This is a genomic window from Streptomyces millisiae (genome assembly GCF_031845425.1).
GTDB lineage: Bacteria > Actinomycetota > Actinomycetes > Streptomycetales > Streptomycetaceae > Streptomyces > Streptomyces millisiae.
In genome coordinates this window covers 15467-36967 of record NZ_JAVREM010000066.1, presented here as the reverse complement: position 1 = coordinate 36967, position 21501 = coordinate 15467, and the positions used below count along the sequence as shown (strand labels likewise).

Annotated in this window: 25 protein-coding genes; 10 read left to right on the top strand and 15 right to left on the bottom strand. The window is 72.8% G+C overall.

Going from position 1 to position 21501, the window contains the following annotated elements:
* Positions 1-54 precede the first annotated feature (54 nt).
* The 6 genes from RNC47_RS30115 to RNC47_RS30090 all read right to left on the bottom strand — a co-directional run bounded on the left by RNC47_RS30115 (position 55) and on the right by RNC47_RS30090 (position 5101).
* Positions 55-813, bottom strand: a complete 759-nt coding sequence (locus RNC47_RS30115; RefSeq protein ID WP_311603262.1) for an IclR family transcriptional regulator — start codon at positions 811-813, stop codon at positions 55-57.
* A gap of 112 nt (positions 814-925) precedes the next feature.
* A complete protein-coding gene (gene ehuA, locus RNC47_RS30110) occupies positions 926-1726 on the bottom strand; it encodes an ectoine/hydroxyectoine ABC transporter ATP-binding protein EhuA (RefSeq protein ID WP_311603261.1) in 801 nt (266 codons plus the stop codon).
* Between the two features lie 7 nt (positions 1727-1733).
* A complete protein-coding gene (gene ehuD, locus RNC47_RS30105) occupies positions 1734-2393 on the bottom strand; it encodes an ectoine/hydroxyectoine ABC transporter permease subunit EhuD (protein WP_311603260.1) in 660 nt (219 codons plus the stop codon).
* Entirely contained in the window at positions 2390-3151 is a 762-nt protein-coding gene (gene ehuC, locus RNC47_RS30100) for an ectoine/hydroxyectoine ABC transporter permease subunit EhuC (protein ID WP_311603259.1), read from the bottom strand. The genes ehuD and ehuC overlap by 4 nt, the downstream gene beginning before the upstream one ends.
* Positions 3148-4074, bottom strand: a complete 927-nt coding sequence (gene ehuB, locus RNC47_RS30095; protein WP_394814912.1) for an ectoine/hydroxyectoine ABC transporter substrate-binding protein EhuB — start codon at positions 4072-4074, stop codon at positions 3148-3150. The genes ehuC and ehuB overlap by 4 nt, the downstream gene beginning before the upstream one ends.
* A gap of 52 nt (positions 4075-4126) precedes the next feature.
* Positions 4127-5101: an LLM class flavin-dependent oxidoreductase gene (locus RNC47_RS30090; RefSeq protein WP_311603257.1), complete on the bottom strand. Its 975-nt coding sequence runs from the start codon at positions 5099-5101 to the stop codon at positions 4127-4129.
* A 113-nt stretch (positions 5102-5214) separates the two neighbouring features.
* Between RNC47_RS30090 and RNC47_RS30085 the strand changes: the two genes are divergently transcribed.
* The gene (locus RNC47_RS30085) at positions 5215-5757 is read left to right on the top strand and encodes a TetR/AcrR family transcriptional regulator (RefSeq protein ID WP_311603256.1); all 543 of its coding nucleotides are present in this window, start codon (positions 5215-5217) and stop codon (positions 5755-5757) included.
* Here RNC47_RS30085 and RNC47_RS30080 read toward each other — a convergent pair.
* From RNC47_RS30080 to RNC47_RS30070, 3 genes are all read right to left on the bottom strand, one after another.
* Positions 5742-6167: an SRPBCC family protein gene (locus tag RNC47_RS30080; protein ID WP_394814911.1), complete on the bottom strand. Its 426-nt coding sequence runs from the start codon at positions 6165-6167 to the stop codon at positions 5742-5744. The genes RNC47_RS30085 and RNC47_RS30080 overlap by 16 nt on opposite strands.
* A 20-nt stretch (positions 6168-6187) precedes the next feature.
* Positions 6188-6493 carry a hypothetical protein gene (locus tag RNC47_RS30075; protein ID WP_311603253.1) on the bottom strand — a complete coding sequence of 102 codons (306 nt, stop codon included), beginning with the start codon at positions 6491-6493 and terminating at the stop codon, positions 6188-6190.
* A gap of 158 nt (positions 6494-6651) precedes the next feature.
* A complete protein-coding gene (locus tag RNC47_RS30070) occupies positions 6652-6876 on the bottom strand; it encodes a hypothetical protein (protein WP_311603252.1) in 225 nt (74 codons plus the stop codon).
* A 126-nt stretch (positions 6877-7002) separates the two neighbouring features.
* Between RNC47_RS30070 and RNC47_RS30065 the strand changes: the two genes are divergently transcribed.
* Together RNC47_RS30065 and RNC47_RS30060 are read left to right on the top strand one after the other, a co-directional pair.
* A complete protein-coding gene (locus RNC47_RS30065) occupies positions 7003-7263 on the top strand; it encodes a helix-turn-helix domain-containing protein (RefSeq protein ID WP_311603250.1) in 261 nt (86 codons plus the stop codon).
* Positions 7264-7291: 28 nt separating this feature from the next.
* Positions 7292-7516, top strand: a complete 225-nt coding sequence (locus tag RNC47_RS30060; protein ID WP_311603248.1) for a DUF397 domain-containing protein — start codon at positions 7292-7294, stop codon at positions 7514-7516.
* Here the strand turns inward: RNC47_RS30060 and RNC47_RS30055 are convergent.
* Complete coding sequence (locus RNC47_RS30055; protein WP_311603246.1) at positions 7446-8399, bottom strand: SDR family NAD(P)-dependent oxidoreductase; 954 nt, start codon at positions 8397-8399, stop codon at positions 7446-7448. The genes RNC47_RS30060 and RNC47_RS30055 overlap by 71 nt on opposite strands.
* Before the next feature lie 118 nt (positions 8400-8517).
* A complete protein-coding gene (locus RNC47_RS30050; RefSeq protein WP_311603241.1) occupies positions 8518-9366 on the bottom strand; it encodes an NAD(P)H-binding protein in 849 nt (282 codons plus the stop codon).
* 64 nt (positions 9367-9430) lie between these two features.
* Between RNC47_RS30050 and RNC47_RS30045 the strand changes: the two genes are divergently transcribed.
* Positions 9431-10012, top strand: a complete 582-nt coding sequence (locus tag RNC47_RS30045; RefSeq protein ID WP_311603240.1) for a TetR/AcrR family transcriptional regulator — start codon at positions 9431-9433, stop codon at positions 10010-10012.
* Positions 10013-10090: 78 nt separating this feature from the next.
* Positions 10091-10609 carry a DUF3830 family protein gene (locus tag RNC47_RS30040; RefSeq protein ID WP_311603239.1) on the top strand — a complete coding sequence of 173 codons (519 nt, stop codon included), beginning with the start codon at positions 10091-10093 and terminating at the stop codon, positions 10607-10609.
* Here the strand turns inward: RNC47_RS30040 and RNC47_RS30035 are convergent.
* Positions 10590-12032: an amidase gene (locus tag RNC47_RS30035; protein ID WP_311603238.1), complete on the bottom strand. Its 1443-nt coding sequence runs from the start codon at positions 12030-12032 to the stop codon at positions 10590-10592. The two genes, RNC47_RS30040 and RNC47_RS30035, sit on opposite strands and share 20 nt — an antisense overlap.
* Positions 12029-13003: a D-2-hydroxyacid dehydrogenase gene (locus tag RNC47_RS30030; RefSeq protein ID WP_311603236.1), complete on the bottom strand. Its 975-nt coding sequence runs from the start codon at positions 13001-13003 to the stop codon at positions 12029-12031. The genes RNC47_RS30035 and RNC47_RS30030 overlap by 4 nt, the downstream gene beginning before the upstream one ends.
* 228 nt (positions 13004-13231) lie before the next feature.
* On the opposite strand from RNC47_RS30030, the gene RNC47_RS30025 reads away from it, so the two are divergent.
* Positions 13232-14116, top strand: a complete 885-nt coding sequence (locus RNC47_RS30025; RefSeq protein ID WP_311603234.1) for a maleate cis-trans isomerase family protein — start codon at positions 13232-13234, stop codon at positions 14114-14116.
* Positions 14117-14123: 7 nt separating this feature from the next.
* Positions 14124-14849: a maleate cis-trans isomerase family protein gene (locus RNC47_RS30020; RefSeq protein WP_311603232.1), complete on the top strand. Its 726-nt coding sequence runs from the start codon at positions 14124-14126 to the stop codon at positions 14847-14849.
* On the opposite strand, the gene RNC47_RS30015 is transcribed toward RNC47_RS30020, so the two are convergent.
* Entirely contained in the window at positions 14835-15194 is a 360-nt protein-coding gene (locus RNC47_RS30015) for a hypothetical protein (protein WP_311603231.1), read from the bottom strand. The genes RNC47_RS30020 and RNC47_RS30015 overlap by 15 nt on opposite strands.
* Before the next feature lie 780 nt (positions 15195-15974).
* On the bottom strand, positions 15975-17777 hold the full coding sequence (locus RNC47_RS30010) for a putative bifunctional diguanylate cyclase/phosphodiesterase (protein ID WP_311603267.1): 1803 nt from the start codon (positions 17775-17777) through the stop codon (positions 15975-15977).
* Between the two features lie 357 nt (positions 17778-18134).
* Here RNC47_RS30010 and RNC47_RS30005 point away from each other — a divergent pair, with 357 nt between their 5' ends.
* The 3 genes from RNC47_RS30005 to RNC47_RS29995 all read left to right on the top strand — a co-directional run bounded on the left by RNC47_RS30005 (position 18135) and on the right by RNC47_RS29995 (position 21486).
* A complete protein-coding gene (locus tag RNC47_RS30005; RefSeq protein ID WP_311603265.1) occupies positions 18135-19295 on the top strand; it encodes a M6 family metalloprotease domain-containing protein in 1161 nt (386 codons plus the stop codon).
* 270 nt (positions 19296-19565) lie between these two features.
* Positions 19566-19769, top strand: coding sequence for a cold-shock protein (locus tag RNC47_RS30000; protein WP_311603230.1), 204 nt, complete (start codon positions 19566-19568; stop codon positions 19767-19769).
* A 238-nt stretch (positions 19770-20007) separates the two neighbouring features.
* Positions 20008-21486: a DEAD/DEAH box helicase gene (locus RNC47_RS29995; RefSeq protein ID WP_311603228.1), complete on the top strand. Its 1479-nt coding sequence runs from the start codon at positions 20008-20010 to the stop codon at positions 21484-21486.
* Positions 21487-21501: the final 15 nt, after the last annotated feature.

Sequence of the window (21501 nt, the reverse complement as noted above, 5' to 3'; positions counted from 1 at the left end):
GTGCGGGGGCTCCGCCCCCGCGACGCGGTCGCCGGCCGCAAGGCCGGCGCGGCTTCACAGCGCCAGCGTCAACAGGGTCGGTGCCGCCTGGCGGTTGAGCGCCTCGGCGGCCACACGCAGGCGGTGGGCCTGGCCGACGGGGAGCGAGAGGGCCAGGCAGCCGACCGTCGCGCCCGCCGTCAGGGGGACCGCCGCGCAGAGGGTGCCGACCGCGTACTCCTGGATGTCCAGCATCGGCATCGTGGCCGGCTGCCGGTCGAGCGCGCTCAGCAGCGCCCGCTTGTCGGTGATGGTGCGCGAGGTCAGCCGGGCCGCCCGGTGGCGGGAGAGGTGGTCCTGCCGCCCGTCGTGGTCGAGTTGGCTGAGCAGGCACTTGCCGATGGCCGTGGCGTGCGCCGCCGAGCGGAAGTCGACCCACTCGTTGACCACCGGCAGCTGCGGCGTCCCCGAGATGTGTGGGACCTCCAACTCGCCGTCGGTGTAGCGGGCGAGGTAGACGGCGGCGCCCAGCGAGTCGCGCAGCGCGTCCAACGCCCCCTGCAACCGCTCACGCCGCACCTGCTGCCGATCGGCCCCGGTGCTCAGACCCAGCAGCGCCTCGCCGACGGCGAGCGCGCCGTCCGGCAGCCGCCGCAGATAGCCCTCCCGAACCAGCATCCGCAGGATGCCGCGCTGTTGACCCGGCGGCAGGCCGGCCCGCTGGACCAGCCGCTCCTCGGTCAGACCGTCGGGGTGGTCGGCCGCCGTCTCGAGCAGACGCAGCGCGTACCGCACCGAGTGCAAGGGAGCGGTGCGCCCGGACGTGATCGCCACATCGACCTCCTGCCAGTCCTCCCCCGTGTTCGCTCGTACAAGCGTAGCGACGAAAGGCGCCCATGGTGTGCCCATTGACGCCGTTCGTCGCTGCGTGTACCGAACCGATCGCTCAGAGAACCGTGCTGAGGAACTCCCGGGTGCGGTCGTGCTCCGGGTCGCTGAAGATCTTGTCCGGCGGCCCGGACTCCACGATCCGGCCCTGGTCGAACATGAGCACCGCGTCGGAGATGTCCCGCGCGAAGCTCATCTCGTGGGTCACCACCAGCATGGTGATGTCGGTGCTGTGCGCGATGTCCCGCAGCACGTCCAGCACGCCCGCCACCAGTTCGGGGTCGAGCGCCGAGGTCACCTCGTCGAGGAGCAGCACCTGCGGCCGCATCGCCAGGGCGCGCGCGATGGCGACCCGCTGCTGCTGGCCGCCGGAGAGCTGGCTCGGGTACTTGTCCAACTGCTCGGACAGGCCGACCAGTTCGATCAGGTCCCGGGCCCGCTGCTCCGCCTCGTCCTTGTCGAGGCCCAGCACGTGCACCGGCGCCTCCGTGACGTTGCGCAGCACCTTCATGTTGGGGAAGAGGTTGAAGTGCTGGAAGACCATGCCGATCTTCTTGCGCACCTCCCGCACGTGCCGGTCGCCCGCCTTGACGAGGCGGCCGTCGCGCTCCTCGTGGGTGAGGTAGTCGCCATCCACCTTGATGGTGCCCTCGTCGGGCTTCACCAGGGTCATCAGCAGCCGCAGGATCGTGGTCTTGCCGGATCCCGAGGGGCCGATCAGGGTGACGTGCTTTCCGGTGGACACCGAGAAGTCGAGCTGGTCCAGGACGGTCGTCCCGCCGAACCGCTTGGTGACCTTGTCGAAGCGGACCAGCTCCGAGCCGTTGGCCCGGGTGCCGTTGGTCGAGGGGTTGTGCATCGGGGTTTCAGCTGGTGAGGGCAAGACGACGCTCCAGGAATCTGATCAGCAGAGAGGCCGGGTAGGCGATGAGCAGGAAGGCGACGCCGACGATCGTGTACGCCTCGGTGGTGAAGGTCTCGTTGCTGAAGCTCCGGGCCTCTCCGAACATGTCGAGCGCCCCGATGACGGCGATCATCGGGGAGTCCTTCAGCATCGCGATGACGTAGTTGCCGAGCGCCGGGACCACCCTGCGGATGGCCTGCGGCAGGATCACGGCCCCCCAGGTGCGGCGGCGCGGCAGGCTCAGGGCCGTGGCCGCCTCCCACTGGCCGCCGGGCACGCCGTCGATGCCGGCCCGGTAGACCTCGGAGGTGTACGTCGAGTAGTGCAGGCCGAGGCCCACGATCCCGGTGGTGAGCGCCGACATCGACGGGCCCCACTCGGGCAGCACGTAGTAGAGGAAGAACAGCTGCACCAGCAGCGGCGTGTTGCGGACGAACTCGGTGAACGCCGTCACCGGCCACCGCACCCAGGCGAACGGCGAGCGCATCGCCAGCGCCCAGACCAGGCCGAGCCCGAAGGCGATCAGGCTGCCGAACAGCAGCGCGCGCAGGGTGAGCTCGAGTCCGTCCCAGAACACCGGCATGAAGTCGCTGACGACTCCCCAGTCCCAGTCGAAGTTCATCGCGCACCCACCGTTCCGCCGGCCGTGAGCGGCTGGTCGCCCGCGGGGCCGCCGCGCCGTGGCGGAGGCTGCTCGCGGCGCGAGAACAGGCCGCGGCGCTCCACCCGCTGGCCGACGCCGGCCTTGGCGTGCCGCTCGACCACCCGCATGGAGCGGGTGATGACGAAGGCCATCGCGAAGTAGAGCACCAGCAGCAGCGTGTAGACCGGCGCGCTCTCGTTGCTGCCGATCCGCACCAGGTTGCCGGCGAAGAGCATGTCGCCGACCGTGATCGTGGAGACCAGGGCGGTGCCCTTGAGCAGCTCGATCAGCAGGTTGCAGAACGGCGGCACCATCTCGGGCCACGCCTGCGGGATCTCGATCCTGCGCAGCCGCTGCAACCGGGTGAAGCCCAACGCGACCCCCGCCTCGCGCTGTGCCACCGGAACGGCGGCCAGCGAGCCGCGCACGATCTCCGCGCCGTAGGCGCCGTAGGTGAGTCCGAGGGCGAGCACGCCGGCCCACATCGGAACCAGCTGCCAGCCCAGCATCAGCGGCAGCGCGAACACCAGCCAGAACATGAGGATCAGCGCCGACATGCCGCGGAAGACCTCGAAGTAACAGCCGGCGATAAAGCGGACTATCCACAGCCGCGAGGTGCGCAGCGTGCCGACCACAAAGGCCACGACAGCGCCGAGCGCCGCGCTGTAGACGGTCACCTGAATGGTGATCCAGATGCCCGGCAGAAAGTAGTTGGTGAACATCCCCTCGGTCATCATCGGCACAGCTCCTCAGCGGTGAGGTCCGTCATCTCCGCTTCGGTGAATCCGAACGGTGCCACGATCTCAAGGAGTTCTCCGCTTTCCCGGATGCGCAGCAGCTCCTCGTTGAACGCGTCGCGGAAATTCTTCTCGGAGGGCCGGAACGCGAAGCCGCCGGCGCCGTAGGCCGGCTCGCCGTCCACCATGGGCTGGAACGGCTCGATCGCCTCGACCCGGTCGTTGCCCTCGACCACGCCGTTGACCGTGACGTTCGTGCCGGCGAACGCGTGGGCGCGGCCCTGCAGCACCGCGTCGAGGCCGGCCACCTGGTCGGGCAGGATCAGCACGTCCCGCACGCCGGCGGCCTCGGCGTAGTCGATCTGGGCGTACGCCTGGCCGGTGGCGAGGACGAGCCCCTGCTCGGCGACGTCGTCGTAGTCGCGCAGCCCCTGCGGGTTGCCCGCCGGCACGATGAACGAGTCGAGCATCAGGTAGTCGGGGTCGGAGAACAGCACCTGGGCGCAGCGGTCCGGGTTGATGTACATCCCGGCCGACACCACGTCGAACTGCTGGGCCTTGAGCCCCGGAATCAGCGCGCTGAATTCGACCGGAACCGGTGTGACATTGTCCACACCGAGCCGCTGGAAGATGACCTTCGCGACCTCGGGAGCCTCTCCCGTGGGCTCCCCCTGGTCGTCGATATAGCCGAACGGTGGCTCGCTGGCGATGCCGATCTTGACCGAGCCGCTTTCTCGCAGCCGATCGAGCAGATCGCCGCCCTCCACCGTTCCCTGGGCGGCGACCCGGGAACAGCCGGCGGCGCCCAGGGCGCCGAACGCGGCCATCCCTGCCAGCAGTGCCCTACGACTGACGCCTTTCGTCGTCTCTGAAATCTCTGACTTTCTCTGAATTGATCGGGGTTTTTCTCTCGGTGGAGCCATGGCCGCGCGGCTACCCACCTTGGGCGGATCCATGCACGCCCATTCGGGGCCGTTACACGCGCGCCGGCGCGGTGACCAGTTCGACGGCGCGGACCCGGTCGTGGTGGTCGGTGGCGGCGGGCGCGAGCATCAGCTCGTCGGCGCCCGTGCGCTCGGCCAGCGCGGCGAGCTGGGCGTGCACCCGGTCAGGGGTGCCGACGGCGGTGTGCACGGCCATCGCCCTGATCTGCTCCCCGGCCGGCGAGTCGAGCACCTGGTCGAGCTGGGCGTCGGTGAGGTCCCGGGCGCCCACCAGCAGCGCCCTGGCCCGGAAGCGCAGGGCCGCCCGGTACTGCCTCTCGGCCTCCGCCTCCGACTCGGCCGCGACGAGGTTCGCCGAGATGATCAGGTGCGGCTCGGGGTGCTGGGCGGAGGGCCGGTAGGTGGCGCGGTAGGTCTCGGCGGCCGTGTCCATGGCGGCGGGGGCGAAGTGCGAGGCGAACGCGTAGGGCAGCCCGAGGGCGGCGGCGAGGTTGGCGCCGAAGAGCGAGGAGCCCAGGATGTACAGCGGCACGTTCGAGCCGTGCCCCGGGAACGCGCGGACGCCGGGCACGGCCGGCTCGCCGGCGAGGAAGGCCCGCAGTTCGAGCACGTCCTCGGGGAAGGCGTCGGCGGCCTCGGCCGTCAGGCGGAGGGCCCGGGCGGTGTTCCGGTCGGAGCCCGGGGCCCGGCCGAGCCCCAGGTCGATCCGGCCCGGGTGGAACGCGGCGAGCGTGCCGAACTGCTCGGCTATCACCAGCGGGGAGTGGTTGGGCAGCATCACGCCCCCGGCGCCGACCCGGATCCGCTCGGTGTGCGCGGCCACGTGGCCGATCACCACGCTGGTGGCCGCGGAGGCGATCTGCGGCATGTTGTGGTGCTCGGCGTACCAGACCCGCCGGTAGCCGGAGCGCTCGGCGGCCCGGGCCAGCGGGACGACGCGGCCCAGCGCGTCGGCGGGCGTCTCGTCCGGGGCCACGGGCGCGACGTCGAGGAGTGAGTACGTCATCGGTCCTTCGTTCTCGTCGACGAAACTGGGCTAGGGTGCCCACTTCGAGGACCGTAACACGCAAGTGGGCACGTGTGCCCACTTCTGTCGGAGCTGGTGGTATGGCTGGCGGTATGGCTGATCGAGAAGGAACCCGACGCACCCTGCGGTCGGACGCGGAGCGCAACCGCGACCGCCTGGTCGAGGCGGCCCGCGCCGCCTTCCGCGAGCTGGGCGCCGACGCGCCGATGAAGGCCATCGCGACCCGTGCGGGCGTGGGCACGGCCACGCTCTACCGGCGCTTCCCCACCCGCGACGACCTGCTCGCCTATGTCTTCGCCGACCGCCTGACCGGCTGCGAGGACTCGATGCGCGCCGCCCTGGCCCACCCCGACCCGTGGCAGGGCCTGGTCGACCACCTCGGCCACCTCGTCGCCCTCCAGCGGGAGGACCGCGCGTTCACCGCCGTCTTCCTCCGCGCCCGCGAAGGCGCCCAGACCCCCCTGCGCCGCCTGCTGGACGCGGCCAAGGCCGCCGGCGAGGTGCGGCAGGACGCCGACGAGTCCGACGTCCTGCTGCTGCTCAAGGCCCACGACGGCGTCCTTCGCTGGACCCCGGAGCCGGAGGAGGAGAGCCGCCGCCTCGTCGACTGCTTCCTCCGCTACCTCCGGGCCTGACCGCCCTCCAGGATCTCCCCGAGCCGCGCCAGGTCCGCCGCCACCTGGCCCGCGTCCCGCTCGAACTCCTCGTCGCTCGCGCCGGCCGGGCGCCGCACCGTGAACACCACCTCGCACGCGTCGGCCCCGTCCGGGATCACCCGCATCGGGTTGTGCACCACGTCCCCGGACGGCAGGGTCACGTCGTGGTCCACCACCCCGTACTCGTTGGTCGGCGCGAACGCGATCCGCACCCGCCCCATCGGGGACTCGGCGTACCACTCGCCCTCGCCGACCTCCTCCACCGCGCTGCCGAGCCCCGCCGCCCAGGCGGGCACGTTGGCCGGCTGCGACACGTACGCGTACACCTCGCCGGCGGGGCGGGCGATGGACTGGGCGATATGCCGGGATTCCGTTGCCATGCGGGCCATGATGCCAAGCGGCGCCCGCCTCAGTCGTCGCTCTCGCCACCCCGGAAGCGGCGCGCCGCGCGCCGGGCCGCGTACCGGTCCCGGCGGTGGCTCTCCCTGACGTGCAGCTGCCATTCCGCGCGGCACCCGCGGTCCTGGCATCCAGAGCAGCAGGTGTGCCCGAAGATGAGCGCGCCGGGATGCTCCCACCGGCAGTGGGTGTCGGTCTCCTCCCGCGTCGGGCGCGGCGGCAGGTCGCAGTCGCCGAAACGGTGGTCGTGCACCGGCCGGGGTTCGTGCTCCGCGTGACGCACCCAGACCGGCTTGGTCTTGTCCGTGCGGGACATCTCGTTCCTTCCGAAATCCGCACTGTGACAACGCTGTGACGGTAGACGTGGTTCCCGTCACAGCCGCGCCGGCCTCGCCGATCCACCTGACACGCCGCGCGGGGACGGCCATGTCCCTCGCCCTCACGGCCGGCCTGCTCGCCGTCGGCGCCGGAGCGCTACGGAAGTGAGCCACGGCTGCGCCGGTTGGTCTCGCTGAACCGGTTCGCCTCGCGGAGCAGCGCTGTCAGGTGCGGCCTCCGGTCGGGACAGTCGCGGAGGCCGTCGGCCACGTCGCGCAGGACGCCCTCGTCGGTCTCCGGCTCGACGTCCTCCGGATCCGGCAGGGTCTCCGGCCAGTGCGTACCCGGCACCCGCCGCTCCGGCATGCCCGTGTCGCTCATCCGGCTTTCACCTTTCAACACCTTCGGGCGGTTGATCCACCCGTTTCCCCTCCCATCATCGGAACGTGTCACTACGCTCACCAGGGGTGATGGCGTGAGTCCCGGGAAGTGAAAAGAGGCACAGCCATGGCCGGACCGAAGCCACTCGACCCCCGCGCGTCGCTGGCCGCGATGCTGGGCGCGCGCGTCCGCAAGCTGCGGCAGGGCAAGGAGTGGACCCAACAGCAGCTGGCCGACGCGTCGTTCGTCTCGCACACGCGGATCGCGCAGGTGGAGTTGGCCACGGACCCGCCCAACGAGGCGCTGGCACAGCAGATCGACGACGCGCTCGCCGCCGACGGCGAGATCACGGACCTGTGGTGGCACCCGACGCCACCAAGGACCTGATCAAGCAGATCATGGAGGACGACTACCCATGCGAGCCCGGTCACTTGACCTGACTTCTGCGGTCTGGCGGAAGTCCAGCTACAGCGACAACACCGGCGGTGACTGCCTCGAAGTCGTCGACGACCTCGATGACGTGCTCCCCGTCCGGGACAGCAAGAACCCCGACGCCGCCGTGCTGCTGTTCAGGCCCGCCGCCTGGGGTGCCTTCCTCGCGCACGTCCGCTGGGCGGAAGGCCCTGTCGGGGGGTGGTGAGGCGTTCGACGGCGTCCCAGAGCTCCCGTTCCCGCGCGGGGTCGTAGGACTCGTCGGAGGAGCGGGCGACCTTCGCGTGGTCGACGTAGGACCCGGACGGGGCCTCGATGCGGCCGAGGGCGAGGTCGGCGAGGTGGCGGCCGGCCGTCGTCCGGCTGGTCGCGAACGGGGTCAGCGTCATCAGCGGCAGCACGCTCCGCATCGCGAACCGCGCCGCGGGCCCCGCGTCCCTGGCGAGGCCCGTGCCGGGCACGAAGCGGGGGTTGTACCCCACGACGTCGACGCCGGGCGGCAGCCGGCGGGCGTACTCGTGGACGAGGTGGATCGCGGCGAGCTTGCTGGTGGAGTACGCGGTGCGGCCCGCCGCCGTCGTGTGTGGGGCGGGGAACGCGCGGACGCGGGCGAGCGTCTCGGGCGCGCCCCAGCGGGGCGCGGGCACCATCCCCAGATTGTGCCGGAAGTCGCCGAAGTGGGTGTCGCTCACGGTGACCACGATCCGCGACGGCACCGCGAAACGGTCCTGAAGATGCCGGACCAGGACGTGGTTGGCGAGCACGTTGACCGCGAAGGTGGCCTCGAAACCCTCCGCGCTCTCCGTCAGGTCGTTCGTGAACTGCGCCCCGGCGTTGGCCACGAGCGTGCGCAGGGGCGGCAGTTCCCCCTCGTCGAGCCGGGCCCGCACCTGCTCGGCGGCGTGCCGGACGCTCCGCAGGGACAGCAGATCCGCGTCGATCGACGAGACCTGGGCGCCGCCGGCGCTCAACTCGGCCGCCAGCGCGGTGGTCGCGGGCCCGCGACCCAGCAGCACGAGACGGGCGTCGGGGGCGCCGGCGACGACGCGTTCGACGGCCACCCGGCCGATTCCCTTGGTGGCTCCGGTCATGAGGATGGTGTGGGGCACAGGTGTCTCTCCCGGCAGGCAGCGGCAGGTGGGAGCCTCCGGTGCCGCAGGCTACTCGCTCCGTCCGCGCCGCGGACCGCTCAGGATCCGCCGCCGGCCTTCACCGCCCGCCACGCCCCGCGTGCCGACCGAACGCCAGGAAGTCGTCGAAGGAGCGTGGCGCGCGGCCCGTCAGGTCGCGGACGGTGGGCGTCACCTCCGCCATCTCGCCGGCCGCCATTCCCGCGTACAGCGTCAGCAGGTCGGTGACGAAGCCGGCCGGCAGGCCCCGCGCGCGCAGCGCCGCCGCGGCCGCCTCCGGCGGCAGGTCGCGGAACGGCACCCCCAGCCTGGCGGCGATCTCGGCGTGGGTCAGCGCCTCGGGGCCGGTCAGCGGGAACGCCCCCTCGCGTGGCTCGGCGGCGGTCAGCAGCGCCGCCGCGCACGCGGCGATGTCGGCGGCGTCCACGTAGGCGACGCGGCCCGTGCCGTACGCGCCCTCGATCGCGCCGCCCGGGGCGAAGTTCTGCATGAAGCCGGTCGGTTGAAGCGTCGCCCAGGCCAGGCCCGAGGCCGCCAGGTGGCGTTCGATCTCCGCGTGCGCGCCGACCGACAGGGGCGCGCCGGGTGTCGGCCGCCAGACCGACACCTTGACCACGTAGCGCACCCCCGCCGCGCGGGCCGCGTCGATGGCGGCCTTCTCCTGCCGGATCATCGGCTGCGGCTCGCCGTGCGCCACCGGCACCGCGCCACCGCCGCACAGGAAGAGCCGGTCGGCGCCGGCCAGCGCCGCCCGCAGCGACTCCGCGTCGTCGAAGTCGCCCACGGCGAACGGATGGCCGAGCGCCGCGCCCTTCGCCTCGCTCCGCACCAGGGCGCGGAAGGCGGCGCCCGCCTCGGCGAGTTGGCGGACGAGGTGGCCGCCGATGGTGCCGGTCGCGCCGGTGACCAGGATCATGAGGGTCTCCACGGTTAACATGAGGCTGTCTCGAATTAAGCCCGCGCCGCCACCTTACCCGAGGACCCCTCACGTTATGCCCGAGAACCCCGCCGCACCCTCGCGCCGCCGCCAGCGCGCCGACGCCCGCCGCAACCGTGAGCGCCTCCTCACCGAGGCCGACGCCGCCTTCCGCGAGCACGGCACCGAGGCGTCCCTGGAACAGGTCGCCCGCCGCGCGGGCGTCGCCATCGGCACGCTCTACAGCCACTTCCCGACGCGGGACGCCCTGCTGGAGGCGCTGTTCCGGGAGCGGCACGAGGCGATCATGGCGCTCGGCGACGAGCTGCTCGCCGATCCGCGCACGGAGCCCGACGCGGCGCTGGCCCGCTGGATGCGCGCGGTCACCGACCACACCGCGACCTACCGCGGGCTGGCCGGCCGGTTCCTCGGCAGCCTGGAGGACGAGACGTCCGAGCTGTACGCCGCGTGCAAGCGGATGGCGGCCACCGGCGAGGCGCTGACCGAACGCGCCCGCGCGGCCGGCGCGATCCGCGCCGACGCCACCGCGAACGACGTGTTCGCGCTGATCAGCGCCGCCGCCTGGCTCCGCGAGCAGGTCGGTCCCGCCGACGCCGACCGGCTGGCGACCTTCCTGGTCGACGGCCTGCGCGCCTGACCGGGTCGGCTCGGGTCGGGCCGGGCATGCTGGGTAGGCGCCCCGCGAAAGTCAGCGTCAGCGAGAGGCAGGCCCCACATGACCCAGTCCCCCACCGTCGTGGAGCGGTTCATCACCGTCTCCCTGGACAAGCGCGGCGTCAGCTGCACCGCGAAGCTCCTGCGGGACCGCGCGCCCATCACCTGCGACGCGATCTGGGACGCGCTGCCGCTGGGCGGCGACGTCTACCACGCCAAGTACGCGCGGAACGAGATCTACGCGCTCGTGGAGCCGTTCGCGCCGCAGGAGCCGCCGCTGGAGAACCCGACGATCACGCCGATCCCGGGCGACCTGTGCTACTTCACCTTCTCCGACACCCAGCTCTCCACCGCCTCCTACGGCTACGAGCAGGACGCCAAGCACCGCGGCCGCACCACCGTCGTCGACCTCGCGCTCTTCTACGAGCGGAACAACCTGCTGATCAACGGGGACGCCGGCTGGGTGCCGGGGATCGTCTGGGGGACCATCACCGAGGGCCTCGACCGGATGGCGGACGCCTGCCAGGACCTGTGGCGGGCCGGGGCCCTCGGCGAGACGCTCAGCTTCCGGCGGGCATGACGGGCGGCTCGGGGACGCCGGCCACCCCCGCCTCGTAGAGCGCGTGCGCGGCCCGCAGGACCATCTCGTCCGCGTGCCGGGCCGCCACCAGCTGGAGGCCGATCGGCAGCCCGTCCGCGTCCACGCCGCACGGCAGGGACGCGGCGGGCTGCTGCGTCATGTTGAACGGGTAGGTGAACGGCGTCCACTCCGTCCACCGCGTCATCCCGGAGCCGGCCGGCACCTCCACGCCGTTGTCGAACGCGGTGATCGGCATGGTCGGCGTCACCAGCAGGTCGTAGCTCTCGTGGAAGCGGCCCATCAGCCGGCCCGCCGCCATCCGCACGTCCACGGCCGCCAGGTAGTCGAGCGCGGAGAAGCGGGCGCCGGCCTCGCAGATCTCCCGCAGGCCCGGGTCGAGCAGCGCCCGCTGCCCGGCGTCGAAGCCCTCGGTGACGCGGGCCGCGCCGGCGAACCACAGCACGTGGAACGCGGCGCGCAGCTCGTCGAGCGGCGGCAGCGGCGGGTCGACCTCGGTGACCTCGGCGCCGAGCCCGGCGATCCGGTCCACCGCCCGCCGCACGGCCGCCGCCACGTCCGTCTTGACCGGGACCCCGAAGCCGAGGGCGGGCGAGTAGGCGACGCGCAGCCCGCGCAGCCGGGCCGCGCCGCCGACCAGCGCGTTGCGGTAGCTGCGGTGCATCGGCGTGAGCGCCGACCAGTCGCGGGAGTCGGGGCGGGCGATCACGTCCATCAGCAGCGCCGCGTCCGCCGCGTCGCGGGTCATCGGGCCCACGTGGGCGAGGGTGCCGAAGGCGCTCGCCGGGTAGAGCGGCACCCGGCCGTACGTCGGCTTGAGCGCGAAGACCCCGCAGAAGGCGGCCGGGATCCGCACCGAGCCGCCGCCGTCCGTGCCCAGGCTCAGCGGTCCGGCGCCCAGCGCCACGGCGGCCGCGCTGCCGCCGCTCGACCCGCCGGCGGTGCGGGCCGCGTCGTACGGGTTGCCGGTGGCGCCCCAGACCGGCGAGTCGGTCACGCCCTTCCAGCCGAACTCCGGGGTCGTGGTCTTGCCGACGAGGACCGCGCCCGACTCGCGGAGCCGGGCGACGGCCGGCGCGTCCTCGTCCCAGGGACCGGCCGAGGAGACCGCCGCCGAACCGCGCAGCGTGGGGTGGCCGCGCTGCAGCAGGATGTCCTTGACCGTGACGGGCACTCCGTCGAGCGGTCCGGCCGGTGCCCCGCGCTGCCAGCGCTCGGCGGCGGCCCGCGCGTCACCGAGCGCGCCGTCCCGGTCGGTGAACACGAACGCGTTCACGGCCCGCTGGACCGCCTCGGCCCGGTCGAGCACCGCCTCCGCCACGGCGACCGGGGAGACCTCGCCCGCGGCGTAGGCGGCGGTCAGCTGGGTGGCGGTGAAGGCGGTCAGTGCGGTGAGGTCGGTCACGGTTCCTCCGGAAGTTCCGACGAGGGCCCCGAGGGCACGTAGCCGAGGTCCTTGTCGACGACGTTGAACAGCGGCTCGCCCGCGTACCAGCGGTCGAAGTTGTCGAGGAACTGCTCGCCGAGGTCGTCCCGCCAGCCGAAGGTGTCGCCGCTCATGTGCGGCGAGACGACCAGGCCCGGCACGTCCCACAGCGGGCTGTCGGCCGGCAGCGGCTCGTTCTCGAACACGTCGAGCGCGGCCCCGGCCAGCGTGCCGGCGCGCAGCGCGGCGACCAGGTCGCGCTCCACCACATGCTGGCCACGGCCGATGTTGATGAAACGCGCGGTGGGCTTCATCCTGGCGAAGGCGGCCGCGTCGAAGAGCCCCGTGGTCTCCGGGGTGAGCGGGGCGGCGCAGATCACCCAGTCCGCCAGGCCGAGCAGCCCGGGCAGTTCGTCGGCGCCCCGCACGTCCCCCCTGGCCCGGCGGCCCACCAGCGTGACGCCGAGGCCGAGCGCCCGCAGCGTCTCGGCGATCCGCCGCCCGATGGGACCCGAGCCGACGACGACGGCCCGGCCGCCGGCCACCTTCTCGGTCTCCCGGTGCAGCCAGCGCCGCTCCCGCTGGAGCTCCCAGCCGACCCGGAAGTCCTTGGCCATGCTCAGGACCAGGCCGGCCACGTACTCGGCGATCGGGCCGTCGAAGACGCCGCGGGCGTTGGTGATCACGGCGTCGGAGGCCAGCAGTTCGGGGAAGAGCAGCCGGTCGACGCCGGCGCTCGCGGTGTGCACCCAGGACGGTCGGTGGCCGGGCCCGGGCCAGGCGTGCCGGACGGCGTCGGACAGGAAGTCCCACACGAGCAACACGTCCGCCGACGGCAGCCGGTCGGCCAGCGTGGCGGCGTCGCAGTGCAGCACGTCGGCCCGGCCGGCGAGCCGGTCGAGGCGGGGGAGAGGCTCGGCGTCGAGGACCAGGACACGGGGCTGGGTCATGGTGGGGAAACCGTTTCGAAACGAGGGGGTGTTTCATTGGAGAAAGGCGCGATTGACCGCGGTCGGGACGGGACCCTACCTTCGTGGACGAGGGTGTGTTGCTTCCAGTCCCTCCAGCGTTTCCCGCCCCATGATTTCCACTCATCGCTCCGAGGGCCAGCCGAGCCCTCGTCTCCGCTCTCACGATCGGGGTCCGACATGTCAGACATGCCCAACATGGAGCCCGGCATGGAGCTCTCGTTTCTCGGGGGGCCGCAGCCGCAACGAGGCGTCGGCGTCGTCGCCCCGTTCGACTTCGCGCTCGACCGGGAGCTGTGGCGATGGGTGCCCGACGACGTGTCGCTACACGTGACGCGGACCCCGTTCGTGCCGGTCGAGGTCAGCCTGCACCTGGCGCGGATGGTCAGCGAGCACGAGACGCTGGCCGAGGCGGTGCGCGCGCTGAGCGCCGTCAGCCCGGAGATCGTGGCCTACGCCTGCACCTCCGGAAGCTTCGTCGGCGGCGTCGCCGGTGAGCGGGCCATGACGGCCGCCATGACGCGGGCCGGCGAGATCCCCTCGCTGACCACCTCGGGCGCGCTGCTCGACGCGCTGGGCGAGCTCGACGCCCGGCGGATAGCCGTGGTGACGCCGTACACCAAGTCCGTCACGGACGCCCTCGAGGACTACCTGAGCGAGGCCGGCATCGAGGTCTCGGGCCGCAGCTACCTCGGGCTCACCCGCGAGATCTGGCGGGTGCCCTACCGCGACGTCGTCGCCATGGCCCGGCAGGCGGTGGCCGGCGCCGGCGCCCCGGACGCGCTGTTCATCAGCTGCACCAACCTGCCGACCTACGACGCCATCCCGCAGCTGGAGGCCGAGCTGCGGATGCCGGTGATCTCGGCCAACCAGGTCACGATCTGGGCGGCGCTGCGGGCCATCGGCCGGGAGGCCGTCGGCCCCTACCAGGCCCTGCTCGACCCGGCCGCGCGCCGCGGCCCGGCGGCGATGGGCGGCGTCACGCCGACCGCCGACCAGCCACCGCTGGCCTCGGTGGCGCCCGCCGCGCCCACCGTGGCAGCCGAGGCGGAGCTCGTCGCCGAGGCCGATGTCCCACCGGAAGAGGAAAGGTGAGTCCCGCATGACGACCACGGTCGGTTTCCTGTACCCCGGCTACTCCGCCGAGGACGACTTCCCGCGCATGGAGTCCCTGCTCAACGCGGCGGGCGACGACGTCCTGCTGCCACTGGTCCACACGGACATCGGCACCGACGCGCACCGGGTGGACGCGCTGCTGGAGATGGGCTCCGTCGACCGGATCACGGCCAAGGTCGACGAGCTCACGGGCGCGGGCGCCGAGGCCGTGGTCTGGGCCTGCACCAGCGCCAGCTTCGTCTACGGCTGGGACGGCGCGGAGGATCAGGTGCGGCGCCTCGCGGCGTCCGCCGACCGGCCGGCGTCCAGCACGTCCTTCGCCTTCGCCCGCGCGGCGACCGCGCTCGGCCTGCGCCGGGTGGCGGTCGCGGCCACCTACCCGACCGATGTGGCCGCGCTCTTCGTCGACTTCCTGCACGCGGCCGGCATCAAGGTGGTGGCGATGCGCGGCAGTGGCATCATCACGGCCGCCGAGGTGGGCACCTGGGGCCGCGAGGAGGTGCTGCGGCTGGCCCGCGCCGGCGACCACCCGGACGCGGAGGCCGTGCTGCTGCCGGACACCGCGCTGCACACGGCGGCCTGGCTCCCGGACCTGGAGGCCGCGATCGGCAAGCCGGTCCTCACCGCCAACCAGGTCACCGCCTGGGAGGGGCTGCGGCTGCTCGCCCACACCGCCGCGCCCTGCCCGGCCATGGGCTCACTCTTCGCCTGAGCCGAGCGCCCTGCGGTGCGCCTTGCCGCCGGTGCGGAACGCGTGGATCGCGATCTCCCGCTCCCCGGCCGCGCGCACCGCCTGCTCCCACGTCAACGCCCGCTCCCCGACGGCGAACAGCGGCCCCGCCGTCCGCTCCCCGATCAGCTCGGCGAGCAGCGCCCCGGCGCGCTCACCGAACTCGCCGACGCCCACCTCGGTCACGTCGAGCGTCAGAAGGTCGTGCACCCGCACCTCGCTCTCCCACAACAGCGCCCACAACGCGCGGTGCACGACGGGGGTGCTCTCGTCCGCGAGAAGCTCCTCGAGTTGGGTGAGCGTGATGTTCTCAACAGTGATCGTCATGGCTGCGCAGTATGGCGACATCACCACACGGAGTACAGAGTTTGGCGACAAACCGCCGGGGCCTGACCGGCCGGGCTCTGGCCACGGGTCTGGCGGCCGGCCGGCGCGGGGGCCCTGCCGGCCCGGGCCCGGCACTGCCGCCACGGCCACGCCGGACCGCCGCGGCCTTGCCGGCCCGGCACGGCCGGCCGGCTGGCGTCTTCGGCGCCGCACCGTTGCTGCGCGGGCCGGCCGCAGGCCACGGTTTCGGCGCCTGCCACACGTGCGGCGCCTCGCCGCTCCCACGCGGCCTGCGCCTGCGGCGCGTCGTGGCTTCGCCCGCTCCACGCGCCGGCGCCGTAGGCGCCACCTGGCGGGCCGCACCGTTGCTGCGCGGGCCGGCCGCAGGCCACGGCTTCGCCGGCCCGGCGCCTGTGGCGCCTGCCACGCCAGCGGCGTCACATCGTTGGCCACTCACCGTTGCCGCGTAGGCCGCCGCTTCGGCGGCGCGGCGCGGGTTGCCGGCCCGGCGTCTTCCGGCGCCAGCGGCGCAGCACCGTTGGCCGGCCTCACCACTGCCACGCGGCCTGCGCCTGCGGCGCGTTGTGGCTTCGCCCGCTCCGGGCCGGCCACCCGCCGGCGCCACCTGGCGGGCCGCACCGTTGCTGCGCGGGCCGGCCGCAGGCCACGGCTTCGCCGGCCCGGCGCCTGCGGCGCCTGGCGCGCCGCGCCGCTGCCGCGCCAGCGGCGCCGGGCTCGGCGGCGGCCGGTGGTCTCTCCGGCGCCTCCGGCGCCTCCCGCTTATCGTGTCGTGTCGCCGGACAGCAGGCGGTGGAGGTCGGCGGGGGGCATGGGGCGGGCGTAGTGCCAGCCCTGGCCGGTGTCGCAGCCGATGCGGCGGAGGCGTTCGGCCTGGGCCGGGCCCTCCACGCACTCGGCCGTCACCGTGAGGCCGAGCTTGTGGGCCAGCTGGACCAGCGAGGTCACGATCGTCTCGTCGGCCGGGTTGAGGTGGCGGGCCGTGCGGAAGCCCCGCACGAACATGCCGTCCAGCTTGAGGGCGCGCACCGGGAGGCGGCTGAGGTAGGCGAGGTTGGAGTAGCCGGTGCCGAAGTCGTCGATCGCGATCCGCACACCCATGTCGGAGAGCGCCTGCAGGGCCTGGAGCGGCCGGCCGGCCGAGCCCATCACCGCGGACTCGGTCAGTTCCAGCTGGAGCAGCCCGGACGGCAGCCCCGACTGTTCGAGCGCCTCCGCCACGTCGCTCACCAGGTCCGAGTCCCACACCTGCCGCACCGCCACGTTGACGCTGACGAACAGCGGCGCCCGCGGGTGGTCGAGCTGCCAGCGGCGGGCCTGCCGGCAGGCCTCCCGCAGCACCCAGCGGCCGAGCGGCACGATCGCGCCGTTCTCCTCGGCGAGGCCGACGAACTTGTCGGGGCCGAGCTTGCCGAAGCGCGGGTGGTTCCAGCGCACCAGCGCCTCCGCCCCGCGCACGACATCGTCCGCGAGCCCCACGATCGGCTGGTACTCCAGCGTGAACTCGCCACGCTCGACGGCCGGGCGGAGCGTGGAGGAGAGGGACTGCCTGGTCATCCGGTGCGCGTTGCGCTCCGGGTCGAAGAGCGTCCACCTGGCCTTGCCGTCGGCCTTGGCCCAGTAGAGCGTCGTGTCGGCGGCCTGCATCAGGTTGGTCGCCGAGGTGCCGGCGGCCTTGCGCTCGACGACGCCGATGCTCGCGGAGACGGCGAGCCGCTGGCCGTCCAGGTCGAACGGCGGTCGCAGCGCGGTCAGCATGGCGTCGGCGAGCCCGGTCAGCTGCTCGGTGCCCGTCGACCCCTCGACCAGCACCGCGAACTCGTCGCCGCCGAGCCGCGCCACCAGGTGCCCGCCGGCGCCCGTGGCGCACTGCGCGAGCCGCTGGGCCGCCGCGCCGAGCAGCTGGTCGCCGACCCGGTGGCCGAGTGTGTCGTTGATCGCCTTGAAGCCGTCGAGGCCGAGGTAGCACAGGCCGATGCGGCCGGTGGCCGAGTCGGCGAGCGCGCTGGTGAGGCGTTCGAAGAACAGCGCGCGGTTGGGCAGCCGGGTGACCGGGTCGTGCATCTGGATGTGCCGCAGCCGCTGCTGCAGGTCGCGGCGCTCGCTGATGTCCTGCACGGCGAGCAGCGCCACCGACTGCGCGTCCGGGTCGCCGGTGGGCGACACGGTGACCTCGGCCCACAGGGTGTGCCCGTCCGCGTGCTTGAGCCGCCTGGTGCAGCGCATCCGGTCGCTGTGGCCGCGCAGCACCGCGTGGTACGAGCCCCGGGTGCGGCCGTCGAGGCCGAGCCCGGTCACGGCGTCGGCGCGCTGACCGGCGAGGTCGGCCGGGTCGACGCCGAGCAGCAGCCCGAGCGCCGGGTTGGCCGCCAGGATCTGGCCGGATCTGCCCACCAGCGCCATCGGCAGGTGGGCGATCCGGAAGGCCGCCCGATAGTCCCGGAGAACCTCACTCTCCGTAAAGGATTTGGGGGTCGCGCCGAGGCCGCCTTCGGGGTCTTGGCCCGGTCCTTTGGGGGGTCCGTTCACCGATCGCTCCCGGAGGGGACTGGTCGCCTGGTGGATGCCGCTGTCGGGCGCTCCCCGGCTGCCCGCTGGCGCATCCGCGCTGGAAATGTGGCGATCATAGAGGTTGCGGAGCGGCTGGAGCCAGTGCCCGGCGGGCCTGTCTCGTTTCCTGAAATCTGTGCTTGCGACAAAGTTTCGAGAAGCTGATCGTTTCTGCTCGACGCCTTTGCGCTCCCGATCGTTAACGAACGATGAATACGCAGGGTAATCGTATTGCCCTTGACTCGCGCGGCCTACTGAAACAGGCCAATTCCTCACCAATCGGAACACAGTGGTGGCAGTGTCCGATGGGAGGTGGATGTGCGCCGTGCCTACCGCAGACCAGCGGCGGTGCTCACCGCCCTGGCCGCCCTCATGGGCACCACGCTGACGGCGGGCCCTGGCACCGACGCGGCCGCCGACGAGCCCTGCGGCCTGCCGCGCTCCGCGATCCACCACTCGGAGGGCGTCGACAGCTGGAACGACGACTACCCGAGGCCGGTCGGCGCCCTCGAGGCCGTGATGCTCTTCCTGTCCTTCCCGGACGCCAGGCCCAAGGTCACCCCGGCCCGGATCGCCGAGGACTACTTCCCGGCCACCACCGACTACTTCCGCGCCGCCTCCTACGGTCGGCTCGACCTGCGCGTCACCGTCACCGACGGATGGATCGGGATGCCGCGGGACTCCCGCTCCTACGCCATACAGCGCGACTGGGAGCCGGACCGGCGCTCGGCCTACCTGCGCGACGCGCTGGACGCCGTCGCGCCCCACGTCGAGCTGGCCGACTACGACATCGTGTACCTGGTCGCCGACCCCGACGCGCCCGGCGTGGACTCGGACGCCACCAAGGTGGTCAACTTCGACCGGCCCATGTCCGTCGGGGACGCCAGCGTCCGCCGCGTCGTGACCGTCTTCGAACGGCGCCCGCCCGACCGCAACGTGCTGGCCCACGAGACCGGCCACGTCTTCGACCTGCCGGACCTCTACAACCGCCCGGAGGACGGCTACGGCGACTGGGACACCCACGTCGGCGACTGGGACCTGATGGGCAGCCAGTTCGGTCTCTCGCCTGAGCTCTTCGGCTGGCACAAGTGGAAGCTCGGCTGGCTCGACGCCGACCACGTCGACTGCGTGCGCGGCCCCGGCACCACCCGGCACACCCTGCAGCCGCTGGCCGCGCCCCTGGACCGCTCGTCGCCCGGCACCGACACCCGGCTCGCCGTCGTCCGCACGGGGGCCGAGGAGGCGCTGGTGGCCGAGGCCCGCGCCCCCCTGGGCAACGACGCCACCACCTGCACCCACGGCGTGCTGCTCTACCGGGTGCGCAGCGACGTGGCCTCGGCCGACGGGCCCGTCGAGGTGCTCGACGGCCATCCCGAGACCAGCGCCTGCCACGCCGCCTCCGTGCACCCCCGGCTGGCCGACGCCCCCCTCGGCACCGGGGAGAGCTACTACGACCCGGAGATCGGCATCCGCGTCGAGGTGGGCGCCCGCACGGCCACCGGCGGCTGGGACATCAAGATCGTGCGGGAGTGACCGTGCCGGGCCTCCTGGCCCTTCCCGGAGACCGGCGCATATCTGTAGCCGGGAGGTGAGAAATTCAGAACGACGTGTGGTCAGGGTTTCTCATGCGGCCGAACCGCGAGGGATTAGTCACCCGGCGAGGTCACTCTCGCCGTGCTACCGTCGGTCGTAGTTGCAGTTGTGGCGTCTTGAATGTCCGGTCATTTTCCGGAGGGGCGATCATCGCGGCGACGCGGGGTCCACGCGGTGTGGACTCCGGGAACTGCCCCAAAGGAGACTGACATGGCATCCGGCACCGTGAAGTGGTTCAACGCGGAAAAGGGTTTCGGCTTCATCGAGCAGGAGGGTGGCGGCGCCGACGTCTTCGCCCACTACTCGAACATCGCCGCCCAGGGCTTCCGCGAACTGGTCGAGGGCCAGAAGGTGAACTTCGACATCGCGCAGGGCCAGAAGGGCCCGACGGCTGAGAACATCGTTCCCGCCTGACACGCGCCCAATGTGAGCTGGGGCCCGCACCTCGGGGTGCGGGCCCCAGCTCATGGGATATGGCCGGTCCAAAAGCCACCGGTTCCGCCCGCGGCCCGTTATCCGGCGATCGCTTTTTCCTCGCTCGGCCGGATTTTCTTTCCCCTCTTGTTTCGCTCTGGCTCGTTCTCGCGATTCTCCGTGTTGCTCATCTTCTGCGGTAATTCCTTGACACGTGCCGTATCGAGGAAGGTTCCTCATGAACCGCACACGTACTCCCGCCCGCTCTCGCCCCCGTGTGGACGGCGGCTTCGACCGGGGCCGCCGCTCCGGTGGTTCCGGACGCCCCGGCGGAGCGGGCCGTTCGGGTGGCCACGGCAGCCGGCCCACCCGGCAGGGTGACTTCGCCCTGCCCGTCACCCGGACCCCGGCGCTGCCCGCGGTCGAGGCCTTCGCCGATCTCGACCTGCCCCAAGAGCTGCTGGCCGCGCTCCGCGCCCAGGGGGTGAGCGTGCCGTTTCCGATCCAGGCCGCGACGCTGCCCAACACGCTCGCCGGCCGTGATGTTCTGGGCCGCGGTCGTACCGGATCCGGTAAGACGCTGGCGTTCGGTCTGGCCGTGCTGGCCCGGACCGCCGGGCAGCGTGCCGAGCCCCGGCGGCCGCTGGCCCTGGTTCTCGTCCCGACCCGCGAACTGGCCCAGCAGGTCACCGACGCGCTCGCCCCGTACGCCCGCTCGGTCGGGCTCCGGCTGGCTCCGGTCGTCGGCGGGATGTCGATCGGGCGCCAGGCCGCCGCGCTGCGCGGCGGAGCCGAGGTCGTCGTCGCCACTCCCGGACGGTTGAAGGACCTCGTCGAGCGTGGCGACTGCCGGCTGAACCAGGTCGCCATCACCGTCCTGGACGAGGCCGACCAGATGACCGACATGGGCTTCATGCCCCAGGTCACCGGCCTGCTCGACCAGGTCCGCCCCGAAGGACAGCGGATGCTCTTCTCCGCCACCCTGGACCGCAACGTCGACCAGTTGGTCCGCCGCTACCTGACCGATCCGGTCGTGCACTCGGTCGACCCCTCGGCCGGCGCGGTGACGACGATGGAGCACCACGTGCTGTACGTCCACAGCGACGACAAGCACGCCACCACGACGCAGATCGCCGCCCGCGACGGCCGCGTGATCATGTTCCTCGACACCAAGCGCGCGGTCGACCGGCTGACCCGGGACCTGCTGAGGAGCGGGGTGCGGGCCGCCGCGCTGCACGGCGGCAAGTCGCAGCCGCAGCGCAACCGTACGCTGGCGCAGTTCAAGACCGGTCACGTCACCGTGCTCGTCGCCACGAACGTCGCCGCCCGCGGCATTCACGTCGACAGCCTCGACCTGGTCGTCAACGTCGACCCGCCGACGGACCACAAGGACTACCTGCACCGCGGCGGCCGTACGGCCCGGGCGGGCGAGTCCGGCAGCGTCGTCACCCTGGTCACCCCCGACCAGCGCCGTGGCATGAGGCACCTCATGTCGAGCGCCGGGATCCTCCCGCGGATCACCCAGGTCCGGCCCGGAGAGGCGGAGCTGGGCCGCATCACCGGCGCGCGGACCCCCTCCGGCGTGCCGGTCGTCATCGCCGCGCCGGACGTCGAGCGCCCGCGGCGCGGCGCGGCCGCTCGCTCCCGGAGTGGCCGTCCGGCCCAGCCGACCCGCCGCACCGCCGGGCGGCGGTCGACCTTCGACGCGGCCGCGTAGAACCCCTTCCCCTGT

Bases quoted from the DNA above. Each gene is read 5' to 3' on its own strand.
- ehuA (WP_311603261.1), bottom strand. From the start codon at position 1,726: ATGCACAACCCCTCGACCAACGGCACCCGGGCCAACGGCTCGGAGCTG.
- ehuD (WP_311603260.1), bottom strand. From the start codon at position 2,393: ATGAACTTCGACTGGGACTGGGGAGTCGTCAGCGACTTCATGCCGGTG.
- ehuC (WP_311603259.1), bottom strand. From the start codon at position 3,151: ATGATGACCGAGGGGATGTTCACCAACTACTTTCTGCCGGGCATCTGG.
- ehuB (WP_394814912.1), bottom strand. From the start codon at position 4,074: ATGGCTCCACCGAGAGAAAAACCCCGATCAATTCAGAGAAAGTCAGAG.
- RNC47_RS30090 (WP_311603257.1), bottom strand. From the start codon at position 5,101: ATGACGTACTCACTCCTCGACGTCGCGCCCGTGGCCCCGGACGAGACG.
- RNC47_RS30085 (WP_311603256.1), top strand. From the start codon at position 5,215: ATGGCTGATCGAGAAGGAACCCGACGCACCCTGCGGTCGGACGCGGAG.
- RNC47_RS30080 (WP_394814911.1), bottom strand. From the start codon at position 6,167: ATGGCCCGCATGGCAACGGAATCCCGGCATATCGCCCAGTCCATCGCC.
- RNC47_RS30075 (WP_311603253.1), bottom strand. From the start codon at position 6,493: ATGTCCCGCACGGACAAGACCAAGCCGGTCTGGGTGCGTCACGCGGAG.
- RNC47_RS30070 (WP_311603252.1), bottom strand. From the start codon at position 6,876: ATGAGCGACACGGGCATGCCGGAGCGGCGGGTGCCGGGTACGCACTGG.
- RNC47_RS30065 (WP_311603250.1), top strand. From the start codon at position 7,003: ATGGCCGGACCGAAGCCACTCGACCCCCGCGCGTCGCTGGCCGCGATG.
- RNC47_RS30060 (WP_311603248.1), top strand. From the start codon at position 7,292: ATGCGAGCCCGGTCACTTGACCTGACTTCTGCGGTCTGGCGGAAGTCC.
- RNC47_RS30055 (WP_311603246.1), bottom strand. From the start codon at position 8,399: ATGACCGGAGCCACCAAGGGAATCGGCCGGGTGGCCGTCGAACGCGTC.
- RNC47_RS30045 (WP_311603240.1), top strand. From the start codon at position 9,431: ATGCCCGAGAACCCCGCCGCACCCTCGCGCCGCCGCCAGCGCGCCGAC.
- RNC47_RS30040 (WP_311603239.1), top strand. From the start codon at position 10,091: ATGACCCAGTCCCCCACCGTCGTGGAGCGGTTCATCACCGTCTCCCTG.
- RNC47_RS30030 (WP_311603236.1), bottom strand. From the start codon at position 13,003: ATGACCCAGCCCCGTGTCCTGGTCCTCGACGCCGAGCCTCTCCCCCGC.
- RNC47_RS30025 (WP_311603234.1), top strand. From the start codon at position 13,232: ATGGAGCTCTCGTTTCTCGGGGGGCCGCAGCCGCAACGAGGCGTCGGC.
- RNC47_RS30020 (WP_311603232.1), top strand. From the start codon at position 14,124: ATGACGACCACGGTCGGTTTCCTGTACCCCGGCTACTCCGCCGAGGAC.
- RNC47_RS30015 (WP_311603231.1), bottom strand. From the start codon at position 15,194: ATGACGATCACTGTTGAGAACATCACGCTCACCCAACTCGAGGAGCTT.
- RNC47_RS30005 (WP_311603265.1), top strand. From the start codon at position 18,135: ATGGGCACCACGCTGACGGCGGGCCCTGGCACCGACGCGGCCGCCGAC.
- RNC47_RS30000 (WP_311603230.1), top strand. From the start codon at position 19,566: ATGGCATCCGGCACCGTGAAGTGGTTCAACGCGGAAAAGGGTTTCGGC.
- RNC47_RS29995 (WP_311603228.1), top strand. From the start codon at position 20,008: ATGAACCGCACACGTACTCCCGCCCGCTCTCGCCCCCGTGTGGACGGC.